Source organism: Hathewaya massiliensis, assembly GCF_902143515.1.
Lineage (GTDB): Bacteria > Bacillota > Clostridia > Clostridiales > Clostridiaceae > Hathewaya > Hathewaya massiliensis.
This window is the reverse complement of sequence record NZ_CABFVD010000001.1, coordinates 876,474-899,892: the sequence shown is the minus strand read 5'-3', so window position 1 is coordinate 899,892 and position 23,419 is coordinate 876,474. Positions and strand designations below refer to the sequence as shown.

Below are 23,419 nucleotides of genomic sequence, written 5' to 3'. Positions count from 1 at the left end.
TTCTCTTTTATTTTTTTATAAAGTTGGTGTATAATATAATCATAAAATAAATTTGTGATAATTATAGAAATAAACATTGGAGGGATTATAGAATGAATAAAATATCAAACGTTATAGATCAAAGCTACAAACTTCTTATTAATGGACAATGGGTAGAGGGTTCAGAAGGTAAAAAATTGAATAGTTATAATCCTAGTAATGGAGAAAAATTAACTGAGTTTATAGATGCTAGCAATGAGGATGTAGATGCAGCTGTAGAAGCAGCTTCAGAAGCATTTAAGACATGGAAGAATATTTCAGTTCAAGAACGTAGTAATTTGTTACTTAAGATTGCTGACTTAATAGATGAAAATAGAGAACGTTTAGCTATGGCGGAAACATTGGATAATGGAAAACCTTTAAGAGAGACATTAAATATAGATGTACCTTTAAGTGCAGATCATTTCCGTTATTTTGCAGGAGTTATTCGCTCAGAAGAGGGAACTTCTAAGATGTTTGATGAAAACACATTATCAATTGTATTAAAAGAACCAATTGGAGTTGTTGGACAAGTTGTACCATGGAACTTCCCATTACTAATGGCAGCATGGAAACTAGCACCAGCTCTTGCAGCAGGAAATACAATTGTTATTCACCCATCATCTTCAACTTCTATCAGCTTATTAGAATTTGGAAAGCTTTTAAATAAAGTTTTACCTGCTGGTGTAGTTAACATTATTACTGGTAAGGGATCTAAATCTGGAGATTACATGTTAAAACATGAAGGATTTAGTAAGTTAGCATTTACTGGTTCAACTGAAATAGGATATGAAGTTGCAAGAGAAGCTGCAAATAGATTGATACCAGCTACTTTAGAGCTTGGTGGTAAATCTGCTAACATAGTATTTAATGACGCACCATGGGATAGAGCTATTGAAGGTGCGCAACTTGGAATTTTATTTAATCAAGGACAAGTATGTTGTGCAGGATCAAGATTATTTGTACAAGAAGGAATTTATGATAAATTTGTTGCTGAATTAAAAGAAGCTTTTGAAAAGGTTAAAGTTGGACTTCCTTGGGAAGAGGGAGTACAAATGGGTTCACAAATTAATGAGAGACAAATGGAGAAAATACTTGAATATGTATCAATCGGTGAGGCTGATGGTGCTAAATTAGTAACTGGTGGTAAGAGATTAGAAACAGGAGATTTAAAAGCAGGAGCTTTCGTAGCACCTACAATTTTAGCAGATGCAACTAATGATATGCGTATTGCACAAGAAGAAATTTTTGGACCTGTTGTAACAGTTATTAAGTTTAAGGATGAGGAAGAGGTTATTAAATTAGCTAATGACTCTGAGTATGGTCTTGGTGGGGCTGTATGGTCTAGAGATATAAATACTGCTCTTCGTGTAGCTTCTAAAATTGAAACAGGACGTATGTGGATTAACACATATAATCAATTACCAGCTGGAGCACCATTTGGTGGTTATAAGAAATCTGGTATTGGACGTGAAACTTATAAGAGCATATTAGATGCTTACTCACAAACAAAAAATATATTTATTAGTATAAAAGAACAAACAGAAGGATTATACTAGAAGATAATATATTATAATAAGGTGCTATGGCATAAGGCGTAGGAACCTTAACTAATGCAAAAAGTAGTATTGATTAATATAAAAATTGTGTAAAAATATAAACCATGTATAAATGGAAGATGAAATACCATTTTATACATGGTTTTAACTATGCTAATTTTTCTTTTTGGTATATAATTATGGTAATAATTGATTTATCCGATAACTACATTTTTAATACTTCATATTTTAAAATTATGAGTAGAAAGTAGTTATATTATTTATATAAATTTTATTTATAACTTAGATTGGGAGTGATAATCATGGAATTAAATGAACCAGTAATTGAGATTAAAGATTTAAAAATGAATTTTGGGTCAAAAGAAGTATTAAAAGGTGTTAACTTAAAAGTTCATAAAGGGGAGATAATAGGATATATTGGGCCTAATGGAGCAGGTAAGAGTACAACTGTTAAAATTATGCTAGGCATTTTTGGTGGATATGAAGGAAGTATAAAGATATTTGGTGAGGATATTTTAAAAGATGATGGAACATATAAGAAACGAATAGGATATGTCCCTGAAATTGCAGAGCTTTATGATAGCTTAACTGCTAAAGAGTATCTAAATTTTGTAGGGCAGTTATATGGTATGGAGCCTAGTGATGTAGAGTGTAAGTCAAAAAAACTTATGGATATATTAGGAATAGGACATGCCTATGGTTCAAGAATTTCTTCTTATTCTAAGGGAATGAAGCAAAAGGTACTTATAATCTCAAGTTTACTTCATAACCCTGATATATTATTTTTAGACGAGCCTTTAAGTGGTTTAGATGCTAATAGTGTTATGATAATTAAAGAGATTTTATCTATGCTTTCAGCAAAGGGAAAAACTATATTTTATTCTTCTCATATAATGGATGTTGTTGAAAAAATAAGTAGTAGGATAGTTCTTTTAAATAATGGTAATGTAGTTGCAGATGGAAGTTTTAATGACCTTAAAGATAAATGTAGTGAAGGAACCTTAGAAGAAATATTTAATCAATTAACAGGGTTTAAGGAGCATAAAAGTCTTGCTGAAAATTTCACCTCTATTATTGAGGGGGTGGAGTAACAATGAAAGAACCTAGGAGTTTAAAGTTTTTAGATAAATTTAAAAAGATTTATAGTAGGTTTGGTGTGGATTATGAAGTTATGAGGCTTATTTTAAAGGTTAAGTTAACTATGGATGGAAGAAAAGTTGCAACCATATTTAATAATAGCAAAAATGATAAAAAGGATAAAAATCAATTTTATAGATCTCTAATGATGTATGGATTTATGGGTTTTTTCTTAATGTTTTTTATGCTTTTAGATACTAATATTATGTGGCAGATGTCTATTTATTTTTCTACATTTATGTTTATAATTTTGACTATATTTATATCAGATTTTTCTACAGTTCTATTGGATGTTAAGGATAAGATTTTAATAGGAACAAAAGGTGTGGATTCTCGAACTTTAAACGCAGCTAAACTAACTCATATACTTATATATATGATTTCGTTAACTCTAGCTTTAGGTGGTTTTTCTGTCTTAGCATCTTTTAAATATGGTATAGGATTTTTTCTTATTTTTTTTATAGAACTTATAATTATAGATTTATTTATGATAATAATAACTACTCTTTTATATTTATTAATTTTAAAGTTTTTTGATGGTGAAAAGCTTAAAGATGTTATAAATATAGTGCAAATAATTTTGACCATATTTATGACAATTGTTTATCAGTTACCAGGTAGATTTGGAAACTTTTTAGATATTAAAGGAAGCTTTAATATTAAACCATGGCATTATGCTTTCCCACCCATATGGTTTGCGGCACCATTAAAGAGTATAAAAGATAGGGAAATAAATTCAACTTTATTAATTTTAATAGTGTTATCAATAATCATTCCTTTAATTTCTATGATTGTTTATTATAAACTTATACCTAGCTTTGAAAGGTATTTAGAAAAATTAAATAATAATAGCTATGCAAATGAAGGAGAAAAAGAGCCTAGATACATTAAAATAGGGGAGATCCTTTGTAAGGACAAACAGGAGAGAAGTTTTTTTAATTTTACTTGTGGATTAATAAAACATGAAAGAGAATTTAAATTAAAGGTTTATCCTGCTTTGGCTATGGCTTTTATATTTCCATTTCTATTTATGTTTATTGGAATTGAACACAATGAGTTTAAAAGTTTTGCTAATTGGAAAAATTTTATGGAAAACTCAACTAGATTTTTAAATATATATTTTTGTGGAGTTATGTTAAGCACAGTTATACCTACAATGAAGTTTTCTGAAAGATATAAAGGAGCTTGGATTTATAGGGTTTCACCTTTAAAAGATACGTCACCTATATTTAAAGGCTGCTTTAAAGGAATTTTATATAAACTTGTATTACCTATAATTTTACTTGAAAGTGTAGTATATGTTTTTATATTTAACATTAAGGTTTTACCACATCTTATAATAGCATTCTTAGCAATTGTTTTTTTATGTATGATAACATTTATAGTTATGGATAAGGCACTACCTTTTTCTAAAGAATTTAAAGCTTCAGAATCAGGTGGAGATATAGGATCATTTTTTTTATGTATGTTTCTAGGGGTATTTTTGGCTGGAGGACACTTTGCTGCGATTAAGTTATCAAGTTATGGAATTTATTTATATGCAGTAGTCTTAATTTCCTCCATTTTATTTACATGGAAAACTGCTTTTAAAGTTTCATGGAAGTCCATTATGAAATAATTCACATATGCTAGTCTTTCTTTTTGATATATAATATACTAGGAATTAGTTCATTGTATTGGGGGAAATTATGAAAACAAGAAGAATTGTAATAGGACTAGTTATAATAGCATTTTGTTTAGGAATAAATAAGTTTATAAAGGTTAAATTTACTTATAAAAATAACCTGGGAAATATAGTTCAAGCTAAAAGTAATGTAGGTAAAGAAATAAAAAGTTATTCTAAAGAGGATAAACAACATATAGAATATATACGTAAAGAACCTAAAGATGTGAATATACCAATTCTAATGTATCATTCAATTTCTAGTGGGAATAGTGTAAATAATCTTTTAGTACCACCAGAGCAATTTGAAGAACAAATTCAGTGGCTTAAGGAAAATGGATTTACACCACTTTTTATGGATGAGGTTATAGAGTCCTTTAAAACTGGAAAGGTGCCAAAACGTCCGGTTGCCATAACCTTTGATGATGGATATGTAGATAATTATACTGATGCATATAGGATATTAAAAAAATATAATATGAAGGGAACTTTCTTCGTTATAGGGGATTGTATTGGTCAGGCTAATATTTATCTAACAATGGACATGCTTAAGGAAATGAAAGAGAATGGTATGGCAATAGAAAGTCATACATTAAACCATTTAGTATTAAAAGGACTCTCAAAGGAAGAAAAGATAAAATCTATTAAGGGTGGACAGGAATTTCTTAAAAAACATTTTGGTATAGAAAGTAAGTATCTTTGCTATCCTGTTGGAAGATATGATGAGGAAACCATTGAGATTGCAAAAGAATTAGGTATAGAAGCGGCAGTTACCACTACAAAAGGGTTTGCAAATGTAGATAATGGATTATATTCTTTAAAAAGAGTAAGAATGGCTCCTATGGACATGAGAACTTTTAAGGAAATATTTAAGAGTTATATGAAATAGGTCTTACAAGGTTATAAAATAAAAATTAATTTACTAAAATAAACCATGCATAAAAGAGATTTAATTTCTCATTTAAGCATGGTTTTTCTGTTATTTTAATCTATTATTAATTATACAATGGTGTTTTTTAGAAATTACACAATAATTACTTAATATGAGTTATAAATTACTTAATATCACTTAAAGGTTTAACTTCATAACCTTTATTTTTCCATTCAGTAATTACGTCATCTAATATTTCTGCATTAGTTTTTGAAACAGCATGTAGAAGTACGATGCCTCCATTGTGGGTTTTATCTAATATTTTCTTTTTAGCAAAGCTATGAGAAGGTTGTTTTTTAGGATCCCAATCTGCATAAGCAAAACTCCAGAAAATAGTCTTATATCCATAATCCTTTGTGTATGCTAGGGATCTTTCACTATATTTTCCCATAGGTGGTCTAAAGTATTTAGGCATTTTTTTACCTGTTAATTTTTCAAAGGCTTCTTCTACATCTGAAAGTTCTTTATTAAACTTATCCTTATCATGTAAGGAAGCCATAGAAGGATGATGATTACTATGGTTACATACCAAGTGACCTTCATTAACCATTCTTTTTATTAAATCAGGATTTGAATCAATATATGGTTTTACAACAAAAAATGCAGCTTTTACATTATGCTTTTTTAACACATCTAAAATTGGTGCAGTATAACCATTTTCATAGCCTTCATCAAAGGTTAGATATATAACTTTTTTTGAAGTATCCCCTAAAAAGTGAGTATCATACTTTGAAATAAAATCTGCAGTTTCAGGTTGAGTTAATGGAGGTTTCCCATTTTCAACATGTTTAAAATACCAGTCATATTCTTTTGTGCTTAGGTTGGAAGAATTAACTGGACGTGTAGAAGAACTCTTATCTTCCATAGTTAAAGTAGCTTTTGATTTATATTTTTTAGTATAAGTTAGTGTAGGAACTGTTATAACGCTAACTATAAGTAAACATGATAAAACTTTTTTTGAAAAATTGGACATATTATAATGTACTCCTTTCATTATATAATAAGTATTTTAAGTTTAGATAGTTTTTAGCTAAATCCTATATTTGGATTTCTAAATAACCTTGCAGTTAGATTTCTTATAGTGAGATATATTTATCTTTTATAATGTATAAAGAACAATACTAAAACATAGTATTTGTCATAAGTTAATACTTATCCATGTTTTGAAAAACTTTTATTTAGAATTTTTTAGAAAGGTTAGTTATGGTGAATGTAAAATTTTATTAATTATACTTATAATTATTTAAGCAAATATAGTTATGTAAAATTTAGAATTTGTGATAAGATATTAGTAATAAATAATAGTCTAAAAATTCAGAAAAACTAAATTTTATTATATTATAAGGAGGAATACAGGGATGATAACAGAGAAAAAAGGTCTATCAAAGGATGCATATGGTGGAATTAAAGGGGAAGATTATGTTCCTTATATATCTGTAGATAGTGCTCTCCCCGAACTTACAGCTGTTTCAGTTATTTTAGGCTGCGTCCTAGCAATAGTTTTTGGTGTAGCTAATACCTATTTAGGACTTAAGGTTGGAATGACTATAGCAGCTGGAATACCTGCTGCCATACTATCTACTTCTATATTAAAATCTCTTTTTAAAAGAAACAATATTTTAGAAACTAATATTATACAAGCTATGGCTTCTATGGGAGAATCCTTAGCTGGAGGACTTATTTTTATAATACCTGCTGTTATAGTTTTAGGTAATAAATTGACTATAACTATGACAATACTTGTTTCATTATTTGGTGGGGCACTTGGAATATTATTTGTTTTACCTTTAAGAAAATATTTAACTGTAGAAGAACACGGTAAACTAGTTTACCCAGAAGGAATGGCAGCTGCAGAAGTTCTTGTTAACAGTAGTGCAGGTGGAGAAGGTTTTAAAAATATGATGACAGGACTACTGGGTGGAGGATTGTATAAGTTCTTATCTGGAGCTTTAGGTTTATGGGTAGAATCACCAGTGTGGACTATAAAGTCGTTTCATGGAACTGTTTTTGGTATTGATGCTATGGCATCTTTAATTGGTGTAGGATATATTGTTGGAATAAAAATAGCTATGTATATGTTTTCAGGAGCTATAGTTGCAAACTATGTTTTAGTTCCACTTATAAAATACTTTGGAGCAGGAAACACCATGGCATTATATCCAGCTGCAGATTTAATATCTAAGATGAGTGCACCACAAATATCCTCTTCTTATGTTAAATATATAGGAGCTGGAGCTGTTGCAGCTGGAGGATTTATAAGTATAGCAAAGGCATTGCCTGTAATATTTAGTTCTTTTAAATCAGCTTTAGGGGGATTAAAATCAAAGACTAATAAATCTACAGGAAGAACAGATAAAGATCTTCCAATTACATGGGTTATAGGAGCTGCTATTTTAGTATTTGTACTAAGTATTGTACTACCAATGATAAATACTGGAGTAGTAGGATCATTATTAGCAATAGTATTTTCTTTTTTCTTTGCTGTAGTTTCAGCTAGAATAGTTGGACTTATAGGAAGCTCAAACAATCCTATATCAGGTATGACTATAGCATCTCTACTATTTATAGCAGCAGCATTAAAAGCTATGGGGAAAGTGGACAACACAGCAATGCTTGCAGCTATATTAGCAGGATCTATTGTTTGCGTGGCAGTTGCTGTTGCAGGTGGTAGTGCACAGGCATCTAAAACATCTTATGTATTAGGGGGTACACCTAAAAATCTACAGATAGCTATGTATATAGCTATAGTAGCTTCTTGTGCAGTTATAGGGGGAGTTATTCTTATGCTTGATAAAGCTTATGGCTTAGGCTCACCACAAGTACCAGCACCTCAGGCTAATTTAATGGCTATGATAGTTAAGGGTGTTATGAGTGGACAACTACCTTGGACATTAGTTATAACAGGTATGATGCTTGCTATAATGTGTGAACTTATGAATATACCTGTACTTCCGTTTGCTCTAGGACTTTATCTTCCAATAAATCTTAGTGCTGGAGTTTTAGTAGGGGCTATTATAAGAGTTGTAATAGAAAAGAAATTCAAGAAAGATCCTAAAAAGTTAGAAACATCTGTAGAAAAAGGTGTACTTACAGCTTCTGGTATGGTTGCTGGAGATGCCTTAATGGGAATATTAATTGCTATATTCGCTTATGCTGGATTAACAGATAAAATAGCAATTGGAACTAAAATTTCTGAATCCATTGCAACAAGTCCTTGGACTGCTGCTATAGTAATGGTATTAGGATGTATTGCATTTTTTAAGTATACTTCTAAGGTTGAAGGCTAATATTAATAATATATTAAGGGATACTTTCAACATTTTCACTTTGAAATTTTTTAGTTGAAAGCCATATTAAGAGTATATTAAGTCTTAGGATAATGCTTAAAGGAGGAACTATGAAAAAAAGGGAACAGAAGGAGCATAATTTTCTTTTATGTATACCTTCCATAAAACACAGAGAATATGAAGTTAAAAACAACAAAGTATATTTAATCTTTAATCATAACAGTCCACTACAAAAGGTAACTAGATGGTTTGCAAAAACACCTAATAAAAGTGATCTAGAACTAGATGATATAGGAAGCTTTATTTGGCTTAATATAGACGATACAAGGACTGTATATGAATTAGGGAAAAAACTTAAAGAGGAATTTGGGGAAAAGTCTGAACCTCTTTATGAAAGGTTAACTTTGTATTTAAGATATCTATATAAAAGGGGATGGATTTCCATTAGAAAACCTGAAGAATCAGATATAGCAAAGACTTCATAATTAATGAAACCATGCATAGAAGGGGAGTTTGTTTCTCCTTTATGCATGGTTTTTGTATTATAAAAGACTTTAAATAAAAAAATATAGATTTAAATTAAAGTCTTTTTATAAATGAGACGAAGTTAATAATATAATAACGTAAGGAGGGAGAATTGTATGAGTATTAATAATATTAATAGAATGTATGGATATTCCAATGATATTAAAGATAGTAATATAATAAATGATAATTTAAAAGGTAGAAGTAATATATATAAAGATATGAAAGAGGAAAAAGCAGTTTCCAGTAAAGATAAAATAGAAATTTCTAAAGAAAGTAAAAAAGTTGGCTCATCAAGATTAATGGGGAGCGGATTAATTGATAAAGGAACAGCAGCACATACTACAATCTATGTTGATAAGGCAACAATTAATCAAATTTTAAGTTATACTACTAACAATCCAGAATGCCAGTGGGAGGAAATGGGGTCTGATGAAGACAAAGAATGGGTTGTTGTAAATGGTCAACGTTTTGAGCGTCCTCGTACTAAAGAAGAAAAAGAAGCTATTAGGAAACTTAGACGTACCTTAGCAGATATACTTTTAGAAGAAGAAAAGAAACAAGATTAAATTAGAAAAAATACTGATAAGCCACAAAGGGGTAAATTAAATTTTAATAATAAAAACAAATTTGAATTTACTGGAGATAAGGATTTCTTATCTAATGAGAAGATAAAAAATCTACAAAATAACGAAAAGGTAATGAATATGTTATCAAATGTTTCATCTATGATGGGTGGACAAGGAATACAGTTTAGTTTAAGGGGTTTATAGAATATACAAAACAAGAGTAATAAGTAAGTTTTACAAGAATAATTTTTTTAATATAATAATTAAACCATATGAAGCATAGGATATTATGTAAGCATTATCTATTTACTAGGATAGTGCTTTTTATTTTCAATGAATTTAGCTAAGGGCTATCCTATTCTTAAGGAGATGATTATATGAAAAAAACAAATTCTTTAAAAGGAAAATTAATATTAATTATTTCTCTTATAACTATAATACCTCTTGTTTTAAATAGCCTTTTAGAGGTTAATAGCTTTAGAAAAAGTATATTATTACAAACAGAAGAAGAACAAAAAAATACAGTAAGTATGAAATCAGAAAATATAAATGAGTGGTTAAGTAATAAGATTAATACCTTAGAAGCCATATATAAAAATCATCCGGAATTTTTAAAAAATGATAAAGATATAACAATGAAGAGTTTAGACAAAATAAAAAATATGTATCATGACATAAAAGCATTTTCTTATATAGATAAGGAAGGCAATTTATGGGATACTAATGGAGCTAATGTAAATATAAGTGAGCAAGAACACTTCAAGGAAGCATCAAAAGGGAAATCTATAGTTGTCAGTGATGTATTTGTTGATAAAATAGACGGTGGTAAAATAGTAGTATTTGATAAACCAGTTTTAAATGAAAGTGGAGAGTTTAGTGGTATAGTTCAAGTAGTTGCAAATGCTTCATACTTAGATAAGTTAATAACAGAAATAAAAATAGAAGATACAGGATACGGATATTTAATGAATGAAAGTGGTCTTTGTTTAATACACAAGGAGAAGGACTATATAGGTAAGAATATTAAGAGTATAAACAATACTGCTTTTAACATTATTAAAACTTCTAAGGAGGAGAATAAGAGTAATTTTGTATCTTATAAAAGTGATATAAATAATATTGAATATTTAAGTGCTTATAACAAAATTAAAGATACAAATTGGATATTAGTTACCCTAGCACCAAAAAAAGAAGCCATGAAAGGACTAAATAGATCAATTAGCATCTCTATATCAATAATAATAACTTCAATTATAATAGTTGTATTAATATCCTTTATGTTGATTAGAGCAATATCTAAATTACTTGATAATACAAGTGAAATAATTATAAAAACAAGTCAATTTAATCTAAAAGATGAAGCTAAATTTGATAAATATTTAAGTAGGGAAGATGAGATAGGTTATATTTTTAAGGCATTAGATAATATGCGTAAGTCTTTAAGAAATATGGTATATAGTATAAAGGATAATTCCATTAAAATAAATAACAATACAGATGGTCTTTCAAAAGTTATGAATGAAACATCTAAATCTTTAGAGGAAATATCCAAGGCTTCAGAAAACCTTGCTTTTTCCTCCACTGATTTAGCTAAGAGTGTAGAACAAGGGGTTAATAAATTGGATGACCTGGCATTGGAAATAAATGATGTAAACTCTTTATCTGATAAGGTTAAGGAGTATATGATTCATACTGAGGATAAGAATAATGATGGTATTAAACATATAAAGGTTCTTGAAGATTCCGTTAAATCAAATAATGAAAGTGCTAATAGGTTATTTATGCAGATAGAGGATTTAAGTAAAAAATCTAACAATATAAATATGATTACAGATACCATAAAAGGAATTACAGAACAGATAAATTTACTTTCTTTAAATGCAGCAATAGAGGCTGCTAGGGCTGGTGACAATGGTAAGGGGTTTGCCGTAGTTGCTGAAGAAATAAGAAAGTTAGCTAATGAGACAAATATTTCTACTAAAAAAATAGAGAATATGGTTAGAGATATGGAAAATGCAGTTTTTCTAATAAGAAAGGAGATAAACACCACAAATGCTTTTATGGATAATATGAATAAGGCAACTTTTGATACTAAAGTTATATTTAATATTATAAGTGAAACTGTACTAAGTATAACAGAGCAAATAAATATTTTAATAGGAAAAATTAATAATATCGATGATAATAAGAATCATGTTTTGGAGTATATGGAAAATATGAGTGCCATTTCTGAGGAGTCTGCATCTACTACGGAAGAAGTTTCCGCATCTGTACAACAACAGACATCTAACATGGGGTATGTGGTTAATAATACTAATCAGTTAAAAGAAGTTACTATAGAGTTAAAAGAATTAATATCTAAGTTTGAAATATAAATTTGCTATAAGTGAAAGTGGCTATTGCAATATGAACAAAACCATGCATAAAAGGAGATTTAATTTTCCATTTATGCATGGTTTTCATATTATTTAGTTCTATTATGCATTTGCCATAGATTCTTTATATTTAAATTAAACTTGTTCAGATACCTTAAATTTAGATACTGTAGCTATTAATTTTTCAGAACCTTCTTTTGCATGCATAGCTTTTTCTAGTACATCATTTGCACTTTGTAATATGGTTGAGGTTTTTTGTGCTATGGTAGTTGAACCCTCTGCGCCTTCATTAGAAGCTATAGCAATACTGTTGATGGCTTCCATCATATTGTGTATTGAAGCTAAAAGTTCTTCAGTTACAGCACTTAAGTTTTCAGCTATTTCACTGTAATAATCAGCATCAGAACTATACATTTCCCCTATATTAACTAGGGCATCATAGTCTTTTAAAACTTTACTATCAATAAATTGTAGTACATCATTTGAACTAGTAGATAAGTTTTCAACTGAAAATATAACTTTCTTTGTTATATCTTGAATTTTATTTGCTGTACTACTGGATTCCTCTGCTAATTTTCTAACCTCTTCTGCAACCACTGCAAAGCCGCGCCCAGCTTCTCCTGCTCTTGCAGCCTCGATAGCTGCATTTAATGCTAATAAGTTTGTCTGACTTGTTATTTGTAGAATTGCTTCTGAAAGTACATTTATTTCATGAACTTCATTGGACTTTTCAATGGCATCTGTTAATTTAGATTGATTTTGCTTATAAACATTAATTGCCTCATTTCTTGCTTCCTCGCCGTGTTTCTTTAATTCATTAGCTTTTTCACTAATTTCTAGAGATTTGCTTGCTGTTTCTTGTATTCTTTCAGATATATTATTTATTCCATTTTCTATTTCCTGTGAGGTAGCAGTCATTTCTTCAGTGGAAGCAGCAGTTTCCTCCATGCCTGCAGATAGTTCTTCAGTAGTTGAAGATACATCTTCTATATCAGCATTTAAACTATTCATAGCTATGTTAGACTCACTTATAGTAGCAACAGTTTCCTTAGATTCTTCTAATACAGTTATTAAAGCATTCCTAATGGAAATATTCATTAAAGAAAGTGCATTAGCAACTTGACCTAATTCATCTTTTCTACTTAGGTTTTTCTCAGAAACTTCTCTTGAAAAGTCTCCAGAAGCTAAATTGTTTAAATATTTAACTATTGATTTCAGTGGTTTATCTATGTTATTTGAAATAAATAAAGTGGTTAAAGCACCAATTAATAGAGAGATTATAGAAAGACCTATAAAAATTGAAGTTGTTCTTTTGTATTGCATATTAGTATTATTTTTCATTTTTTCAGCATCTTTTACGTTATAGTCAGATAGGCTTACTAAATTAGCTTGTAAATTTTCAAAGGAAGTAACCGCATCTTGTAATTTTGCTAAAGCTTCATCATGCTTACCAGACATAGCTAGAGGAAGAATTACATCTATAATTTTATTATAATCATCAAAATTAGTTTTGAATTTTTGTAGTATATCTTTTTCATCATCATCTAACTGTTTTTTTTCATATATACTTGTATTATTTAACAAGGATTTCTTAGTATCATTAAAAGCTTGAAAGTTATCTTTTTGAAGTTTAGGATTATCTTTAAAAACCATAATCCTTAATACATACATTGCCATTTTTCTTGAAAGAGCTCTATTTTCATTCAATAGTTGTACGCATTTTAAGTTTTCTTCATATAGTTCATTCATGCTGGCATTTGCATTTCTTATAGAAATAAACCCCTCCACACCAATTAGAAGTAGAAATATTGTTGTAATAATCCAAACTAGAGTTATTTTTGTCTTAACCTTTAAGTTATTAATCATATTTTATGTTACTAGAAATAAAACCTTCTAATTCAGAAGAAATTTTTATTTTTGTAACAGTTCACCTCCTATTAAAATGTTTATAATTTATAATCGTAAAATCTACTATAATATTAATGGGTATAAGAAAATAAAGTAGAAAATTAAGATATATTAGCAGATGTGGACAAATATTGTAAGAAGATATTTGCCTACCACGTATTTGAATTTTCAGAAAAATATAAAAATTCGTTGAAGATTTTAAGTAAAGGTATTATAATATTTAATAAAGATACCTAAAAAAGGTATGAATATAAAAATAGGGGGGAATTATAATGGATAAAAACAAAAAGAAAAAGAAGCGAAGTTTCCCAACAGCATTTACGGTATTATTTATTGTATTAATTATTGCTGCTATACTTACTTATATAGTTCCAGCAGGGGCTTATTCAAAGTTAAGTTATGACAGTGAGAAAAAGGTTTTCGTTGTAACTAAATCAGATGAATCAACAAATGAAATGCCAAGTACACAAGAAACTTTAGATAAGCTTAAAATCAAAGTAAACGTAGAAAAGTTTACAGATGGAAGTATTAATAAACCTGTAGCTATACCAGATACCTATGAAAAGCTAGAACAAAAACCACAAGGATTTTATGATGTGATCCAAGCACCTATTAAAGGGGTTTATGATACTATTGATATTATAATGTTTGTATTTATTATAGGTGGAGTTATTGGAGTATTAAATAGTAGTGGAGCTTTTGATGCTGGAATTGCAAGTCTTTCAAGGGCTACAAAGGGTAAGGAATATTTACTTATAGTTATCATTACCTTATTAATTGCCTTAGGTGGAACTACTTTTGGTCTTGCAGAAGAGACTATTGCACTATATCCAATACTTGTGCCAGTATTTGTGGTGGCGGGATATGATGCTCTAGTTTGTATTGCAGCACTTTATATGGGATCTTCTATAGGAACCATGTTCTCTACAGTAAATCCATTTTCAGCAGTTATAGCATCTAATACTTCAGGAATTTCTTTTACCTCAGGACTTATATTTAGAGTTGTAGGGCTTATTATAGCAGTAATTATAACTGTTGCTTATATTGTAAAATACGGCAAGAAAGTAAAGAAGGATCCAACTAAGTCTTTGATATATGAGCAAAAAGAAGAAATCGAAGAAAAGTTCTTAAAGAACTACGACTCAAAGAACGTACCTGAATTTACTTTAAGTCGTAAACTTATGTTAATAGTATTTACCCTAACCTTTGGAGTTATGATCTGGGGTGTATCCAGCCAAGGTTGGTGGTTTACTGAAATGACAGCTTTGTTCCTTGTAGTAGCAATTATTTTAGGTGTACTTTCAGGCATGGGTGAAAAAATGTTTGTGGAGAAGTTTGTAGCAGGTGCAGCTGATTTAGTAGGAGTTGCATTGGTAATTGGGGTTGCAAGAGCTATCAATCTTGTAATGGAAAGTGGTATGATTTCTGATACAATTTTATATCATGCATCAAGTGCAGTAACAGGCATGAATTCAAGTGTATTTATAATATTTATGTTAATTATATTTATAGGACTTGGATTCTTTATACCATCATCTTCTGGACTTGCAGTACTTTCAATGCCTATTATGGCACCACTTGCAGATAGTGTAGGATTACCAAGAGAATCTATAGTAAGTGCTTATTTATTTGGACAAGGCTTAATAGCATTTATAACTCCAACTGGACTTATACTTGCAACCTTAGCCATGGTAGATGTAACTTATGATAAGTGGCTTAAATTTATAATGCCTCTTATGGGATATATAGCAGCTTTTTCAGCTGTAATGCTTTTAATACAATCTTTTCTTAGTTAAACCTAAGTAATTATATTTAAATAACTTTCTTTAAAGTAGCAGTTTTAGTGCAAGACTTTAAGGAAAGTTATTTTTATTAGTAGAAGTTTTATGTAGATAAATATTATAATAATATTGTAATAAACATATTAGTATTAGCTTATAATATTAAGACATTTTTATGGAATTTAAAGTATGCTAAATGGAGGATATTTTAAAAATGTGGTAAGATAATTGTATAGACAAAACGAGAAAGGAATTAAACTATGGGTAAATCATTAGTATTAGCAGAAAAACCATCTGTTGCTAGAGAACTTGCAAGAGTTTTAAAATGCAATAAAAAAGGAAATGGATGTTTAGAAGGAAATAAATATATAGTAACTTGGGCTTTGGGACATTTAGTTACCTTAGCTGACCCTGAAGCTTATGATGATAGATATAAATCATGGAAAATGGAAGACTTACCTATGCTCCCTGAGAAATTAAAGCTTGTTGTGATTAAGAACAGTGGAAAGCAGTTTTATGCAGTTAAGGAGCAAATGAATAGAAAAGATGTGGATGAGATTATAATAGCCACAGATGCTGGCCGTGAGGGGGAGCTTGTAGCTAGATGGATTATAGAAAAAGCACATATTAGAAAGCCCCTAAAGCGTCTTTGGATATCCTCTCAAACAGACAAAGCTATTATGGAAGGCTTTAAGAATTTAAAGCCAGGAAATCACTATGATAACCTTTATAAAGCTGCTGTAGCTAGGTCAGAGGCAGATTGGTATGTGGGGATAAATGCTACAAGAGCACTTACCTGTAAACACAATGCTCAACTTTCAGCAGGACGTGTTCAATCTCCAACTTTAGCTATGATAGTTCAAAGGGAGGAGGAGATAAAAAACTTCCAACCTAAGAATTATTATAATATCAAGGCTAACTCTAGAGGATTTAGTCTTAAGTGGAGAGGAAAAGATAAAAATAGCAATATATTCAAGGAAGAAAATGCTAAAAAGATTCTAGAAGATGTAAAAGGTAAAGAGTGTAGAGTTCAGGATGTAAAAGAAAATTATAAAAAGAGTTTTCCACCTCTTCTATATGATTTAACTGAACTTCAAAGAGATGCAAATAGAATATTTAACTATTCAGCAAAGCAAACACTTTCTATTATGCAAAGACTTTATGAAAATCATAAGATTTTAACTTATCCTAGAACAGACTCAAGATATATAAGCTCAGATATTGTGGATACACTTCCGGAACGTTTAAAGACCATAGCAATACCACAATATAAGAATATTGCAAATGAAATTTTAAGGAGCACCATAAGAGCAAACAAAGGCTTTGTAGATAATAGCAAGGTTTCAGATCACCATGCTATAATCCCAACTGAAGAGAGGGTTAATTTATCTAGATTAAGCTCTGAAGAGAGAAGCATATATGAACTAGTAGTAAAAAGGTTTTTAGCTGTTATGCTACCACCTTATGAGTATATGCAAACTACAATTTTAGCTAGTATAAATGGAGAAGAATTTGTGGCTAAGGGTAATGTAGTTAAAGCTCTAGGATGGAAAAAAATATATAGCAGAGATGAGGATTTAAATGAAGAAGATGGTGAAGATTTAAAGGAGCATGCAAATCTTCCTGAACTTAAAAAAGATGATATTATAAACATATCTTCTGTAGACTTAGAAAAGCTTAAAACAAAGGCACCACCAAGGTTTAATGAGGGAACCCTATTGTCAGCCATGGAGAATCCTCAAAAGTATGTTTCCTTAGATAAGATTTATGCAAAAACACTAGGAGAAACAGGGGGAATAGGTACTGTAGCTACTAGAGCAGATATAATAGAGAAGCTTTTTAATATGTTTTATATAGAGAAGAATGGTAAAGACATAGTTCCAACTTCAAAGGGGAAACAACTTATAGAACTTGTACCAATTGATTTAAAATCGCCACTTTTAACAGCTAAGTGGGAAAAGGAACTAGAGAGCATAAGTAAGGGAGAAAAGCCACCTAAATCTTTTATACAGGGTATGAAAAATTATACAATGGATATAATAAAAGAAGTAAAGGAAAGTGAAGACAAGTTTGTGCATGATAACCTTATAAGAAAGAAATGTCCTGATTGTGGAAAATATATGCTTGAGGTTAAGGGAAAACATGGACTTATGAATGTATGTCAGGATAGAGCATGTGGCCATAGGGAAACCGTAAGTAAGTTTACCAACGTAAGATGTCCTCAGTGCCATAAGAGATTAGAGCTAAGAGGAGAAGGAGAAGGACAGATATATGTATGCAATACATGCTCCTTTAGAGAAAAGCTATCTTCTTACAATAAAAAATATAGAAATAGTAATGAGAAGGTCAATAAAAGAGAGGTTTCTAAGTACTTAAACAAGATGAAAAAGGAAAGCGAAGAGCCTATAAATTCAGCTTTAGCTGATGCCCTATCTAAGTTAAAATTTTAAGAAAAGTGACAAATATTTATAAATATTTATTGCATATTAAAATCTATAGTGATATAATACACTTAATAGATTATGTCTATGAAATCAAGATTTAACACGGTCAATAACATTCCTCTTTTTAGGAACGGTATGTGAATCAGTTTAAATCTTAATATTATTTATTAAACAGGAGGAATGTTAAAATGGCAGATAAGACTTTAGCATGTAAAGATTGTGGAAAAGATTTCGTATTCACAGAAGGCGAGCAAGCTTTCTACAAAGAAAAAGGTTTCGAAAATGAGCCTCAAAGATGTGTAGATTGTAGAAAAGCTAGAAAACAACAAAGAAACAACAACAGAGGATTCAGAAAATAGTTTAATGTTGTAATCTCAAACCCTATGAGAACTTTCTTGTAGGGTTTTTTTATGCCACTACATTATTTTAAAAATAATAGGGCATAATACAAAAGAAATTATATTAATTGAAAGAGGGAAATAGTTTGGAAAAAAATAAATTTTACAATTTGGGTCTTAAGGATGAAGTTCTTAAGGCTATAGATAACATGGGCTTTACAGAACCATCTAAGATTCAAGAGGAAGTTATCCCTGTATTATTAAGAGGGGAAGACGTTATAGGGCAAGCTCAAACAGGAACAGGAAAAACTCTTGCTTTTGGAGCACCAATTTTAAGTAGTTTAGTGAAAACTAAAGGACAAATAAAGAGTATAATCTTAGCTCCAACGAGAGAGCTTGCAATTCAAGTAAAAGAGGAGCTAGGTCGTATAGCTAAGTTTACAGATATTAACCTTCTTGCAGTATATGGAGGAGACAGTATTGAAAGACAAATTAGAAGTATAAGAAAAGGTGTAGATGTAGTTGTAGGAACCCCTGGAAGAGTCTTAGACCTTATAAGAAGAAAGGTTATAGATTTAAGTGGAGTTAACTTTCTTGTCCTTGATGAAGCAGATGAAATGCTTAATATGGGATTTATAGACGATATAGAAGAGATAATAAAAAATTGTAGTAGTGAAAGACAAACTTTATTATTCTCAGCTACTATGCCAAAAGCTATAAAAGATTTATCTAAAAATTATATGAAAAAAGATGCAAAACATATAGCAATAGTTCAAAAGAGTATGACTGTATCAACAGTTGAACAGTACTATTACGAAGTAAAAGCTAAACACAGATTTGAAGCATTTTGTAGAATACTTGATGTAGATAATCCAGATGCAGCTATAATATTCTGTAGAACTAAAAGAGGTGTTGATGAGTTAGTTGAAGGTATGCAAAACAGAAACTACAGTGTAGAAGGTATGCATGGAGATATGACACAAACTCATAGATTAAATACCTTAAGAAAGTTTAAAGAAGGAAAACTTCAATTTTTAGTTGCAACAGATGTAGCAGCAAGAGGGATTGACGTTGAGAATGTAACACACGTTATAAACTACGACCTTCCACAAGATACTGAGTCTTATGTTCACAGAATAGGAAGAACAGGAAGAGCAAGAAGAGAAGGAACTGCTTATACTATAATCACAGGAAGAGAGCTTAGCATTATAAAGCAAATAGAAAGAGCTACTAAGGGTAAAATCCAAAGAAAAGAACTTCCTAAGATTGAAGACATTTTTACTGCTAAATCTCAATCTATATTAGACAGGGTAAAAGCAGAGTTAGATAAAAAGGAATACAAAAAATTTCTTCCAGTAGTTTCAAAGCTACAAGAAGAAATTACCCCAGAAGAGCTTGCAGCAGCCTTAATGAGTTTAACTTATAGTAAGGAAGTAAGTTTCGACTATAAAGAAGACAATATAGAGACTAAGTCTAATCATGTAAGGTTATTTATAACCTTAGGTCGTATGGATAAATTAACTCCTAAGAAGCTTCTAGAATTTTTAGATGAAACCTCAGGTGTGGGAAAAGAGCATATAGGAACTATAGATATTTTAGATAAATTTTCTTTTGTAAATGTAGAAGAAGATGTAGTTACTACATTAGTTAAAAAATGCTCAGGTGCAAAATTCTTAGGCAGAAAAGTTAAGATGGAAGTATCCACTAAGTCTAAAAGAAAATAATAATGGCATACAAAAAAGCAGTCTAAGAATATAGGTTGCTTTTTTTATTTTTGCTATGAAAGGTGTATAGTAAAGACATATAAAGCAAGGTATGTATTTATAAACAGACTCCTAAGTTTCACAGAAACTTTCATTTCTACTGAAACTTAGAAATAGTTATGAATATTTTAATTACAATTTAATTTAATAAGTTCTTCTTTGAAGAGTTTACAATATTTCAAGCAATTAGGATATCCTTTTTTTTGGCTTTCTGGAATATTGCTAAAATGATTAATCATCTTTTCAACAAAATTTAAATAAGAAAAACCATCAGTACAATTTGGATTTAAAAAATTATTATCTTTTATTCCTAGACTAAAAGAGTTAAATGCTCGTATCATTTCATATCTTTCAGGTGGTGATAATGAATTTAATACATTATGGAAAGCTTCCAATCCCTTTCGATATTGTATTTCTTTTTCATCCATTTTAGTAACTTGTATATTATCGTAGTATTTATTTTCCATTTTATCATCAATATTTTTTAAATTAGCATTTTCTTTTGATTGAACACTTTCTACTGAAGAATTATAAATTTTAGACTTAACTGATAAATCATTTTTATACTCAGAAGATATATTTATCATAGAATCACTCCCATTATTAAATGTAATTATAAATACTATTTCGGTTATTGTTAAGAAAAGTTTATATGTTTTTCTTCATATTTACAAAAAAGATATAGTATTATATAATTTAAAATATATGTTTAAAATAAAATTTAATTAAAGGGGAATTTACTATGAAAAAGATATTTAAAAAAGGGATTTTCACTTTACTTGTACTTAGTATAATTTTATGTGGAATGGGCTTAGAGAAAACCGCACTAGCATATGGAAACTTTCAAATAATGGGATGCTCTGAATTTAAAGGTAAAAATTATCAAAAGAACGCAGGTGGTAGGACTATAACATTAAATGGATCAACCATTGAAGTATATACTGCGGATTATGGAAGTTCTAGTGTTGTAAACGTATATCTAGATGACATGCATATTGGACGTGCTTATGATGGTAGCTCACCTAGAATGTATTTTGCAGATATTCATAAAGAGGGAACTACACTTTTTAGAGCTTTTGGAATAAGAAACATGAGCACAGGAACTCATACTATTAAATTGATTGCAGATACGCCTTCTGGAGGTAATTATACTGATATAGTAAGAGTTAATGTTCAATAATTAAGATAAGCAAGATAGAAATCATATAAACTTTTAAAAAGCATTTTTATATTGGAAAGGTCCAATATAAAAATGCTTTTATTATATAAAAAACAATTAACATATTGTATTATAAATCTAGGATATGATATATTTTAGGGTGTGTCTTTTAATAGAAAAGAAGTTTTACTATAACATAGATTAGATTTTGAGGAGAGAATTATATGAGTATTTTAAATGTTGAAAATGTAAGTCATGGCTTTGGTGGGAGACAAATTTTAGAAGATGTTTCTTTTAGGTTATTAAGAGGGGAACACGTAGGTTTAGTTGGGGCTAATGGAGAAGGTAAGAGTACTTTTATAAATATTATCACTGGTAAATTAATGCCTGATGCAGGGAAGGTGCAGTGGTGTAATCACATAACATACGGATACTTAGATCAGCATAGTAATTTAAGCAATGGTAAGACCATAAGAGAGGGTTTAAGGGAAGCATTTCAAGGCATGTTTGACTTAGAAGCAGAGATGATGTCTATGTACGAGAAAATGGCAGAAGCTTCAGAGGAAGAAGTAAACAAAATGATGGAAGATGTGGGCGAAATACAAACTATACTAGAGGAAAGTGGATTTTATTCTATAGATGCTAAAATACAAGAAGTTGCTGCAGGGCTTGGGCTTATGGATATAGGACTTGAAAGAAAAGTAGATGAACTAAGTGGCGGACAAAGAACAAAGGTACTTTTAACTAAGCTTTTACTACAAAAACCTATGATATTAATACTAGACGAGCCTACTAACTATTTAGATGTAGAACATATAGAATGGCTTAAAAGGTTTTTACAAGAATATGAGAATGCATTTATATTAGTTTCTCATGATGAGTCCTTTATGAATTCCGTTGTAAATGTAATTTATCATGTAGAGAATTGTGAAATAACAAGATACAAGGGAACTTATGAATATTTCCTTCAGATGAAAGACATTAAAAATAAACAGGAAAAACAAGCCTATGAAAGACAACAAAAAGAAATAGAGAAGATGGAAGACTTTATAGCTAGAAACAAGGCTAGGTTCTCTACTAAGGGAAGAGCAAAGTCTAGAGAAAAACAATTAGAAAAAATGGAAATCTTAGAAAAACCAAAAGAAAGAATTAAACCAACATTCAAGTTTAAAGAATCTAGAGCCTCTGGAAAACTTATATTTAAAACAAAGGGTATTGTTTTAGGATATGATGAACCCTTAACAAAACCTGTAGATATAAGCTTAGAAAGAGGGCAAAAAGTTGCTATAAGAGGGGTAAATGGTTTAGGTAAAACTACCTTGCTTAAAACCTTACTTGGAATTATTAAGCCAATATCAGGGGAAGTACAACTTGGTGATTATCTATATACAGGGTATTTTGAACAAGAAAGCAGTAGAGAAAATAAGAATACAGCCTTAGAAGAGGTATGGAATGAGTTCCCTAATCTAGGAAATGGCGAAGTGAGAGCAGCACTTGCAAAATGTGGACTTACTACAGAACATATAGAAAGTAAAATGATGGTCTTAAGTGGGGGAGAGAATGCTAAAGTTAGACTTTGTAAGCTTATGCTTAAAGAAGCAAACTTTTTAGTTCTAGACGAGCCTACTAACCACCTAGATGTAGATGCAAAAGAAGAGCTTAAAAAGGCATTAAAAGAGTTTAAAGGAACGGTTTTAATTGTGTGCCACGAACCAGAATTTTATGAAGGTTGGGTTACAGATGTTTGGAATGTAGAAGGATGGACAACTAAAATATGCTAGGTTAATTCAGCTTAAAGAACTACCATGTACTAGAATGGTACATGGAGGGGCGATAATTCCTTATATCCCATTACCATTACATATATTTTTCATATTTATATTGTTCATTTGGGCTTATCAAAACTTTGGATTAGGATATAATATAAGTAAGAAGAATATATCTACAAAACACAAATAGTTA

17 protein-coding genes are annotated in these 23,419 nt (G+C 30.0%); 14 read left to right on the top strand and 3 right to left on the bottom strand.

The features are described from left to right. Positions 1-92: 92 nt before the first annotated feature. The 4 genes from FNZ64_RS04150 to FNZ64_RS04135 all read left to right on the top strand — a co-directional run bounded on the left by FNZ64_RS04150 (position 93) and on the right by FNZ64_RS04135 (position 5,266). Entirely contained in the window at positions 93-1,577 is a 1,485-nt protein-coding gene (locus FNZ64_RS04150) for an aldehyde dehydrogenase family protein (RefSeq protein WP_142413589.1), read from the top strand. A gap of 302 nt (positions 1,578-1,879) precedes the next feature. Beyond that, a complete protein-coding gene (locus FNZ64_RS04145; RefSeq protein WP_142413588.1) occupies positions 1,880-2,668 on the top strand; it encodes an ABC transporter ATP-binding protein in 789 nt (262 codons plus the stop codon). 2 nt (positions 2,669-2,670) lie between these two features. Next, positions 2,671-4,332 carry an ABC transporter permease gene (locus FNZ64_RS04140; protein ID WP_142413587.1) on the top strand — a complete coding sequence of 554 codons (1,662 nt, stop codon included), beginning with the start codon at positions 2,671-2,673 and terminating at the stop codon, positions 4,330-4,332. Positions 4,333-4,402: 70 nt separating this feature from the next. Further along, positions 4,403-5,266, top strand: a complete 864-nt coding sequence (locus FNZ64_RS04135) for a polysaccharide deacetylase family protein (RefSeq protein WP_243129184.1) — start codon at positions 4,403-4,405, stop codon at positions 5,264-5,266. Between the two features lie 166 nt (positions 5,267-5,432). Here the strand turns inward: FNZ64_RS04135 and pdaA are convergent, their stop codons facing one another. After that, positions 5,433-6,281, bottom strand: a complete 849-nt coding sequence (gene pdaA, locus FNZ64_RS04130; protein ID WP_142413585.1) for a delta-lactam-biosynthetic de-N-acetylase — start codon at positions 6,279-6,281, stop codon at positions 5,433-5,435. A 385-nt stretch (positions 6,282-6,666) separates the two neighbouring features. On the opposite strand from pdaA, the gene FNZ64_RS04125 reads away from it, so the two are divergent. The 4 genes from FNZ64_RS04125 (at position 6,667) to FNZ64_RS04110 (ending at position 12,064) form a co-directional block, all read left to right on the top strand. Continuing rightward, complete coding sequence (locus tag FNZ64_RS04125; RefSeq protein WP_142413584.1) at positions 6,667-8,595, top strand: OPT family oligopeptide transporter; 1,929 nt, start codon at positions 6,667-6,669, stop codon at positions 8,593-8,595. Between the two features lie 110 nt (positions 8,596-8,705). Then, complete coding sequence (locus FNZ64_RS04120) at positions 8,706-9,080, top strand: PqqD family protein (RefSeq protein WP_142413583.1); 375 nt, start codon at positions 8,706-8,708, stop codon at positions 9,078-9,080. A gap of 156 nt (positions 9,081-9,236) precedes the next feature. Beyond that, on the top strand, positions 9,237-9,689 hold the full coding sequence (locus FNZ64_RS04115; RefSeq protein WP_142413582.1) for a hypothetical protein: 453 nt from the start codon (positions 9,237-9,239) through the stop codon (positions 9,687-9,689). Between the two features lie 377 nt (positions 9,690-10,066). Beyond that, on the top strand, positions 10,067-12,064 hold the full coding sequence (locus FNZ64_RS04110) for a methyl-accepting chemotaxis protein (protein ID WP_142413581.1): 1,998 nt from the start codon (positions 10,067-10,069) through the stop codon (positions 12,062-12,064). Between the two features lie 135 nt (positions 12,065-12,199). Here the strand turns inward: FNZ64_RS04110 and FNZ64_RS04105 are convergent, their stop codons facing one another. Then, positions 12,200-13,930 (bottom strand): methyl-accepting chemotaxis protein, encoded by a 1,731-nt coding sequence (locus FNZ64_RS04105; RefSeq protein WP_142413580.1) that lies wholly within the window; start codon positions 13,928-13,930, stop codon positions 12,200-12,202. Positions 13,931-14,244: 314 nt separating this feature from the next. On the opposite strand from FNZ64_RS04105, the gene FNZ64_RS04100 reads away from it, so the two are divergent. From FNZ64_RS04100 to FNZ64_RS04085, 4 genes are all read left to right on the top strand, one after another. Next, the gene (locus tag FNZ64_RS04100; protein ID WP_142413579.1) at positions 14,245-15,768 is read left to right on the top strand and encodes a YfcC family protein; all 1,524 of its coding nucleotides are present in this window, start codon (positions 14,245-14,247) and stop codon (positions 15,766-15,768) included. Between the two features lie 245 nt (positions 15,769-16,013). After that, on the top strand, positions 16,014-18,203 hold the full coding sequence (locus FNZ64_RS04095) for a DNA topoisomerase III (RefSeq protein ID WP_142413578.1): 2,190 nt from the start codon (positions 16,014-16,016) through the stop codon (positions 18,201-18,203). A gap of 182 nt (positions 18,204-18,385) precedes the next feature. Next, the gene (locus FNZ64_RS04090) at positions 18,386-18,556 is read left to right on the top strand and encodes a zinc-ribbon domain-containing protein (RefSeq protein ID WP_142413577.1); all 171 of its coding nucleotides are present in this window, start codon (positions 18,386-18,388) and stop codon (positions 18,554-18,556) included. Between the two features lie 125 nt (positions 18,557-18,681). Further along, positions 18,682-20,259: a DEAD/DEAH box helicase gene (locus tag FNZ64_RS04085; protein WP_207705504.1), complete on the top strand. Its 1,578-nt coding sequence runs from the start codon at positions 18,682-18,684 to the stop codon at positions 20,257-20,259. Between the two features lie 167 nt (positions 20,260-20,426). Here the strand turns inward: FNZ64_RS04085 and FNZ64_RS04080 are convergent, their stop codons facing one another. Continuing rightward, the gene (locus FNZ64_RS04080; RefSeq protein ID WP_142413576.1) at positions 20,427-20,885 is read right to left on the bottom strand and encodes a hypothetical protein; all 459 of its coding nucleotides are present in this window, start codon (positions 20,883-20,885) and stop codon (positions 20,427-20,429) included. Positions 20,886-21,040: 155 nt separating this feature from the next. Here FNZ64_RS04080 and FNZ64_RS04075 point away from each other — a divergent pair, with 155 nt between their 5' ends. Both FNZ64_RS04075 and FNZ64_RS04070 read left to right on the top strand, forming a co-directional pair. Beyond that, positions 21,041-21,478 (top strand): hypothetical protein, encoded by a 438-nt coding sequence (locus tag FNZ64_RS04075; RefSeq protein WP_142413575.1) that lies wholly within the window; start codon positions 21,041-21,043, stop codon positions 21,476-21,478. A 203-nt stretch (positions 21,479-21,681) separates the two neighbouring features. After that, a complete protein-coding gene (locus tag FNZ64_RS04070; RefSeq protein ID WP_142413574.1) occupies positions 21,682-23,238 on the top strand; it encodes an ABC-F family ATP-binding cassette domain-containing protein in 1,557 nt (518 codons plus the stop codon). The last annotated feature ends 181 nt before the right edge of the window (positions 23,239-23,419 follow it).

Bases quoted from the DNA above. Each gene is read 5' to 3' on its own strand.
- FNZ64_RS04150 (WP_142413589.1), top strand. From the start codon at position 93: ATGAATAAAATATCAAACGTTATAGATCAAAGCTACAAACTTCTTATT.
- FNZ64_RS04145 (WP_142413588.1), top strand. From the start codon at position 1,880: ATGGAATTAAATGAACCAGTAATTGAGATTAAAGATTTAAAAATGAAT.
- FNZ64_RS04140 (WP_142413587.1), top strand. From the start codon at position 2,671: ATGAAAGAACCTAGGAGTTTAAAGTTTTTAGATAAATTTAAAAAGATT.
- FNZ64_RS04135 (WP_243129184.1), top strand. From the start codon at position 4,403: ATGAAAACAAGAAGAATTGTAATAGGACTAGTTATAATAGCATTTTGT.
- pdaA (WP_142413585.1), bottom strand. From the start codon at position 6,281: ATGTCCAATTTTTCAAAAAAAGTTTTATCATGTTTACTTATAGTTAGC.
- FNZ64_RS04125 (WP_142413584.1), top strand. From the start codon at position 6,667: ATGATAACAGAGAAAAAAGGTCTATCAAAGGATGCATATGGTGGAATT.
- FNZ64_RS04120 (WP_142413583.1), top strand. From the start codon at position 8,706: ATGAAAAAAAGGGAACAGAAGGAGCATAATTTTCTTTTATGTATACCT.
- FNZ64_RS04115 (WP_142413582.1), top strand. From the start codon at position 9,237: ATGAGTATTAATAATATTAATAGAATGTATGGATATTCCAATGATATT.
- FNZ64_RS04110 (WP_142413581.1), top strand. From the start codon at position 10,067: ATGAAAAAAACAAATTCTTTAAAAGGAAAATTAATATTAATTATTTCT.
- FNZ64_RS04105 (WP_142413580.1), bottom strand. From the start codon at position 13,930: ATGATTAATAACTTAAAGGTTAAGACAAAAATAACTCTAGTTTGGATT.
- FNZ64_RS04100 (WP_142413579.1), top strand. From the start codon at position 14,245: ATGGATAAAAACAAAAAGAAAAAGAAGCGAAGTTTCCCAACAGCATTT.
- FNZ64_RS04095 (WP_142413578.1), top strand. From the start codon at position 16,014: ATGGGTAAATCATTAGTATTAGCAGAAAAACCATCTGTTGCTAGAGAA.
- FNZ64_RS04090 (WP_142413577.1), top strand. From the start codon at position 18,386: ATGGCAGATAAGACTTTAGCATGTAAAGATTGTGGAAAAGATTTCGTA.
- FNZ64_RS04080 (WP_142413576.1), bottom strand. From the start codon at position 20,885: ATGATAAATATATCTTCTGAGTATAAAAATGATTTATCAGTTAAGTCT.
- FNZ64_RS04075 (WP_142413575.1), top strand. From the start codon at position 21,041: ATGAAAAAGATATTTAAAAAAGGGATTTTCACTTTACTTGTACTTAGT.
- FNZ64_RS04070 (WP_142413574.1), top strand. From the start codon at position 21,682: ATGAGTATTTTAAATGTTGAAAATGTAAGTCATGGCTTTGGTGGGAGA.